Source organism: Bradyrhizobium uaiense (assembly GCF_010811875.1).
Classification (GTDB): domain Bacteria; phylum Pseudomonadota; class Alphaproteobacteria; order Rhizobiales; family Xanthobacteraceae; genus Bradyrhizobium; species Bradyrhizobium uaiense.
Genome location: NZ_VKHP01000388.1, coordinates 1 through 5,705, shown reverse-complemented (window position 1 = coordinate 5,705; position 5,705 = coordinate 1). Strand labels below are relative to the sequence as shown.

The 5,705-nt window shown below is 61.1% G+C and carries 5 protein-coding genes and 1 pseudogene; all 6 read left to right on the top strand.

The window, feature by feature from the left end; genetic code table 11:
- Positions 1-275, top strand: a pseudogene (locus FNJ47_RS44320) (adenylate/guanylate cyclase domain-containing protein); the annotation flags it as partial.
- Positions 276-683: 408 nt separating this feature from the next.
- Positions 684-2,696 carry a sensor histidine kinase gene (locus FNJ47_RS44315; RefSeq protein WP_163162853.1) on the top strand — a complete coding sequence of 671 codons (2,013 nt, stop codon included), beginning with the start codon at positions 684-686 and terminating at the stop codon, positions 2,694-2,696.
- An 11-nt stretch (positions 2,697-2,707) separates the two neighbouring features.
- Positions 2,708-2,887, top strand: a complete 180-nt coding sequence (locus tag FNJ47_RS44310) for a response regulator (protein ID WP_163162851.1) — start codon at positions 2,708-2,710, stop codon at positions 2,885-2,887.
- A 159-nt stretch (positions 2,888-3,046) separates the two neighbouring features.
- Positions 3,047-3,976 carry a DUF5050 domain-containing protein gene (locus FNJ47_RS44305; protein ID WP_163162849.1) on the top strand — a complete coding sequence of 310 codons (930 nt, stop codon included), beginning with the start codon at positions 3,047-3,049 and terminating at the stop codon, positions 3,974-3,976.
- Between the two features lies 1 nt (position 3,977).
- Positions 3,978-4,955 carry a 3-hydroxyacyl-CoA dehydrogenase NAD-binding domain-containing protein gene (locus FNJ47_RS44300; protein WP_163162847.1) on the top strand — a complete coding sequence of 326 codons (978 nt, stop codon included), beginning with the start codon at positions 3,978-3,980 and terminating at the stop codon, positions 4,953-4,955.
- Positions 4,956-5,180: 225 nt separating this feature from the next.
- Positions 5,181-5,705 (top strand): acyl-CoA dehydrogenase family protein (locus tag FNJ47_RS44295; RefSeq protein ID WP_175068510.1); only part of this gene is annotated, 525 nt, incomplete at its 3' end.

Here is a 5,705-nt window from a genome sequence, read left to right as displayed (position 1 = left end):
CCCAGCGATACGAAGAGGCTGTCGCGTTCGCTGAACTCGCCCGTGAAGCAAATCGCGTGTTTCCCGACATTTACGTGGTTTTGGCTGCTGCCCACGGACATCTTGGAAGCAATCCGGCCTCTCGCGCCGCGGTGGATCAGTTGCTGTATCGTTTGCCGGGAGTGACGCCGAACGACGAGCGCCTGGTTCGGCCGTTCGCACAAGTTGCCGACCGCGAGCGATTTCTCGAAGGTCTGCGCAAAGCATGGCAAACAATCGCTGCTGATTCCATTTGAGCTCCCCGCGACCTACGATGCTTGTCGCCACAAGGATTGGACAACTCACGCACAACTGTTGGCGCAAAGGCCAACTTGGCGGCGCACGCATTTGGCGTCCGCTTCGGCGGTAGACCCGACGCCCCCGCGGTGGTCCCACAGCCACTTTTGACCCAATTCGAACCTTCGCTGGTGTTCGTGAAACCACCCGGCCCTACTCTTGAGATCGCACGGTTCCTTTGTAGGGAGCAAGATCGGTAAAGACAGTGGCGGGGCTGGACGCGTGTGAGCGGAGGGCCCGTGCTTTCGCTTCGCTGAGGACGTACTCCTTTAAATCGGAAAAAATCAGGCAGGCCGGTTCTATTGCCACCGCAACGCGTCGTGTTTTTTGTGAAGCCAGGGCCCAAAGCGGAATCCTTGGAGCATCCCATGAGCCGCGTCATTACGATCGTGCGAACCTTGTCGCTGCGGACCCTGCTGTTCGCCTTGGTGGGCGCCATGGGCACCATGCTCACCGTTACTCTGGCACTGAACGCGACGAGCGCTTGGCGTGCGGGCGCGCTCGCCACACAGGCCTCCCAAAGCAATACAACGGCGGACCTGCTCCTGTCCGCCGCAGCCCATTGGGCCGTAGAGCGCGGCATCACGAACGGCGTGCTAAGCGCGGAGCCGCCGCTCAAAGCCGAAGTCCGCAGCCAAATCGACGAGCACCGCAAGATGGCCGACGCAGCCTTCACGGAGGCAGCGGCGCGCCTCGAAGACGACAAATCCCCGGCCGTGCAGTCGCTGCTGCGCAAGGCAAACGGTCTGCTGCGCGACATAGATCAGCTCCGCTTGCGCGTCGATGCTGAGGTTTCGAAGCCCCCCAGTGAGCGCGATGCCGAGTTGCGGACAGCTTGGTTTCCAGCGATGACCAGGCTGATCGAAGTTTCGCAGCGTCTGCGACTGGCTGCCGAGATCAATTCAGATTCGATGGAAACACGTCTGCAGGCGCTGCAGCGGCTCAAGCATGCCGCTTGGGTCATGGCCGAGTACGCTGGACGCGAGCGTGGCATGCTGAACGGAGCGATCCAGGCCGGGGCGCCGCTTCGAGGTGAACAGCTTATCGCTTTGGGTGTCGCGCGCGGAAATGTCGAGTATGCGTGGGAGATAGTTCAGGCAATCACAACCGAGCCTGGCGCTGCGCCTGCGCTTGTTACTGCGACCAAGACTGTCCGAGACGTGATGTTTGGTCGGTTCCAGCAGGACCGAGAGGCCGTATACAAGGCAGGTCTCGCCGATGAGCCATACCCGCTGTCGGCACAAGACTGGTTCGACCAATCGACTGAGGCGATTGGCTCCATACTCCGCCTTGGAGAGGCAGCGACGGAATCGACGCGTCAGTTTGCGAGCGAGATGCAGGCTCGGAGCCGGCTGAACCTGGCGATCGGTCTGATGGTCCTTGCAGCCGCAGTGTTGCTCATGGGGATTGCAGTCTGGTTCGCAAGCGCGCGGATCGCGCGTCCGCTGCAAGAAATGACGATCGTGATGGGCCGCCTCGCGCATGGCGAAACAACGATCTCGGTCCCCGCGCAAGATCGGAATGACGAGATCGGAGAAATGGCCCAGGCGGTCGAGGTGTTCCGCAAGAACGCGATCCGAATTGGCGAGCTTTACGCCGAAAAAATCGCAGATCAGCGGCGTGATGCTGAAATCCGCAAGCTCAACCACGAGCTGACCGGGCGCGCTGCGGAGCTGGCAGCAGCCAACAAGGAACTCGAGTCGTTTGCCTATTCGGTATCGCACGACTTGCGTGCACCCTTGCGCCATCTCCTTGGCTACTCGGAGCTTTTGCTAAAGCACGCGTCGAAATGCCTCGACGAGGAGGGTCAGAGATATGTGCAGACAATTCTCGAATCGGCAAAACGAATGGGAAATCTGATCGACGATTTGCTGGCATTTTCCAGGATCGGGCGGACCGAAACCAGGACGACGGCGGTGGACCTGCAACAGCTGGTCGCGGATGTGGCTTCCGAAATCGAAGCGCAGGGGAAGGGACAGGATATCTCCTGGAAAATCGGCCCGCTTCCGGTCTGCTATGGAGACCGCGCCCTGCTGAGGGTGGCTCTCGTAAATCTGCTTTCCAACGCGGTCAAGTTCTCCGGCACACGTCGCCCGGCCAAAATCGAAGTTGGTTCTGTTGATGGACGTGGAGACAAGTCGGAGATCTTCGTGAGGGACAACGGTGTTGGCTTCGACATGAAGTATGTCGACAAACTCTTCGGCGTATTTCAACGGTTGCATCGAGCCGACGAGTTCGAAGGCACCGGTATAGGACTGGCGACCGTCCAGCGCATCGTTCATCGCCATGGCGGGGCGGTACGAGCCGAAGGGACGGTCGATCAAGGAGCCACCTTCTACTTCTCATTACCTAAAGCCAAACGTCAGTTCGTGGAAAGATGAGCGTGTCGTGAGTGAATTCGGGCACATTCTGGTCGTTGCGGACGATCCAAGGGAATATTGAGCTTACAGCCCTTGGCGAGCGCATGCTCGCGAACGAGGCCGTCATTGCCCGCGACGGCAAAGAGGCTCTCGACTATGTGTATTGTCGAGTTTTGGAGGCACAGCGGACCGAAAGTGACGCCGGCTATTGATCCTGAACCGAGTAAGGTCGCGAGCGACCCTCCCCCGGAGAATCGGCAAAACCATTCCGGGCGCAGCAATCCCATTCAATAAGCACGAGCCGACTTGCATCACAGTCGCGGCTTGAACCTGGCCGAGTTCCGGTCGAGGCGACAGCAGACAGGTGACGCATGTCCGAAACGATCCTGAAACCGCCCCCCCTCGCAGGCGCGGTGACCACCCACACCCGCCTATTCGTCCTGGAGCTCAATGCCGGCGCCATTCATTCGATGAATACCGACGGCTCCGACCGCAAGACCATCGTTACCGGCGCCCACCTGCCCGACGGCATCGTGGTGGACGTCGCGAACGGCCACATCTACTGGACAAACATGGGTGTTCCCAATCTCGATGATGGATCGATCGAGCGTGCCGACCTCGACGGCACGAACCGCAAGATGATCGTGCCGCAGGGACATACCCATACGCCGAAGCAGATCATTCTCGACGAGAAGGGCGACAAGCTCTACTGGTGCGACCGCGAGGGCATGCGCGTGATGCGCGCCAATCGCGACGGCTCGCAGATCGAGACGCTGATCGAAGCGGGCCACGGCGAAGCCGACAGCCGCGACCAGACGAGGTGGTGCGTCGGACTGACGATCGATCCGAAGCATCGCAAGATCTATTGGAGTCAGAAAGGTCCCGATAACGCCGGCCGTGGCCGTATTTTCTGTGCCAACCTCGAGATTCCGGCGGGGCAGACCGCTGCCAACCGGTCAGACATCGAGGTCTTCTTCAATCGCCTGCCCGAGCCGATCGACCTCGAGCTCGATGTCAAGAACCGCATCCTGTACTGGACCGACCGCGGCGATCCCCCGCGCGGCAATACGGTGAACAGGGCTTCGATCGACAACAAGCCCGCCGAGCCGGAAATCGTGGTGACGCACCTGATGGAGGGGATCGGCATCGCACTCGATGTGCCCGGCGACCGCATGTTCGTGACCGACTTCGCAGGTTCGATCTACTCCGCGCATCTCGATGGATCAGGCGAACGAAACTTCCTCTACGCCCAAGGCAACCTCACCGGCATCGCCTATGCCGAAATCCCGCAGGAGAACTGACATGTCAGAGAACAAGCCCATCCGCCGCGTCGCTGTGATCGGCACCGGCGTCATCGGAGCCAGTTGGGCGGCCCTCTTTCTTGCGAACGGCCTCGAGGTCGTCGCAACCGACGTTGCGCCGGACGCGGAAGCGGCTTTGAAGCGCTTCGTTGCGGCAGCCTGGCCCGCGCTGCAGCGACTAGGCCTCGCGTCCGGCGCGTCGCAAAGCAAGCTGAGCTTTACCGCGGCGCTAGCGACGGCCGTCAAGAACGTCGATCTGGTGCAGGAGAACGGCCCCGAGAAGATAGACTTCAAGCGGACGCTCTACAAACAGCTGGACGAACTGTTGCCCGCCGATGTCATCATCGCCTCGAGCTCTTCCGGCCTGACCATGAGCGAGATCCAGTCGGCCTGCCCTTCTCACCCCGAGCGCTGCGTCATCGGCCATCCCTTCAATCCGCCGCACCTGGTGCCGCTGGTCGAGATCGTCGGCGGCGCCAAGACCTCCGAAGAGACGATACAACGAGCAATCGAGTTCTATGCTAGTCTCGGCAAGCGCCCCGTCCGCCTGAACAAGGAGGTTCCGGGCCACGTCGCCAACCGCCTGCAGGCCGCGCTCGCGAGGGAAGTCTATCACCTCGTTGCCGAAGGCGTCGTCAGCGTCGCTGATGTCGACACCGCCGTGAGTTGGGGCCCCGGCCTTCGCTGGGGAATCATGGGCCAGGTGCTTCTCAACCATCTCGGCGGTGGCCAGGGTGGCATCGAGCATTTCTTCCAGCAATTCACCGGTCCGATGGAGGCCTGGTGGAAAGTGCTGGGTAATCCGCATCTGACGCCGGAGGTTCAGAAGAAGCTGATCGACGGCGTCCATGCCGAAGTCGGCGCACGGTCGGTCGACGAGCTGGCGGCGGAACGTGACGAGATCCTGCTGGGTCTGATCGAACTGCGCAAGAAGGTCGCCAAGGCCGACCAACCGAAACTGGCGGAACACGTGGCCTGAAGACTTTCCACGCGGTCCGGCCGAACCAAAGCCTCCAAAGGCATCCGCCTTCGGAGGCTTTGTGCGTTTCAAGCGAACGCAACATGCCGCCCGAACAAAGGCGGCAAGAACGTCCCCGACACGGCAAACCCCTTCAAGCGCTCGGACCGCTTAGACATCAGATTAGGCGCGAGACCGATCGTTCAACTTCTCAGGCTTACCAAGCCGCAGTCAAAGGAGATCCAGATGGCCACAGCAACCGCAGCCCGCAAGACCGACGCACCAAAGGCACTGCCGGTGCCGAACGGCGACTTCTATCAACTCGTCGAGCTTCTGAGCCCCGACGAGCTCGCGGTTGTGAAGAAGGTGCGGGCCTTCATGGAATCCAAGGTGAAGCCCATCATCGCCAAATACTGGTCCGACGACGCCTTCCCCTTCGAGCTGCTGCCTGCGTTCAAGGAGCTCGGCATCGGCGGGCTCGGCTATGAGGGCTATGGTTGCGCCGGCGGCAGCCAGAAGCTGTTCGGTTACGTCGCGATGGAGATGGCGCGGGTCGATCCCTCGATCGGCACTTTCTTCGGCGTGCACAGCGGTCTCGCAATGGGCTCGATCTATCTCGACGGCTCAGAGGAGCAAAAGCAGCACTGGCTGCCGCAGATGGCACGCTGGGAAAAGATCGGGTGCTTCGGCCTGACCGAACCGCTGACCGGCTCCGGCGCGAGCGGCGGCCTTACCACCACCGCCAAACGCGAGGGTGATACCTGGATCCTC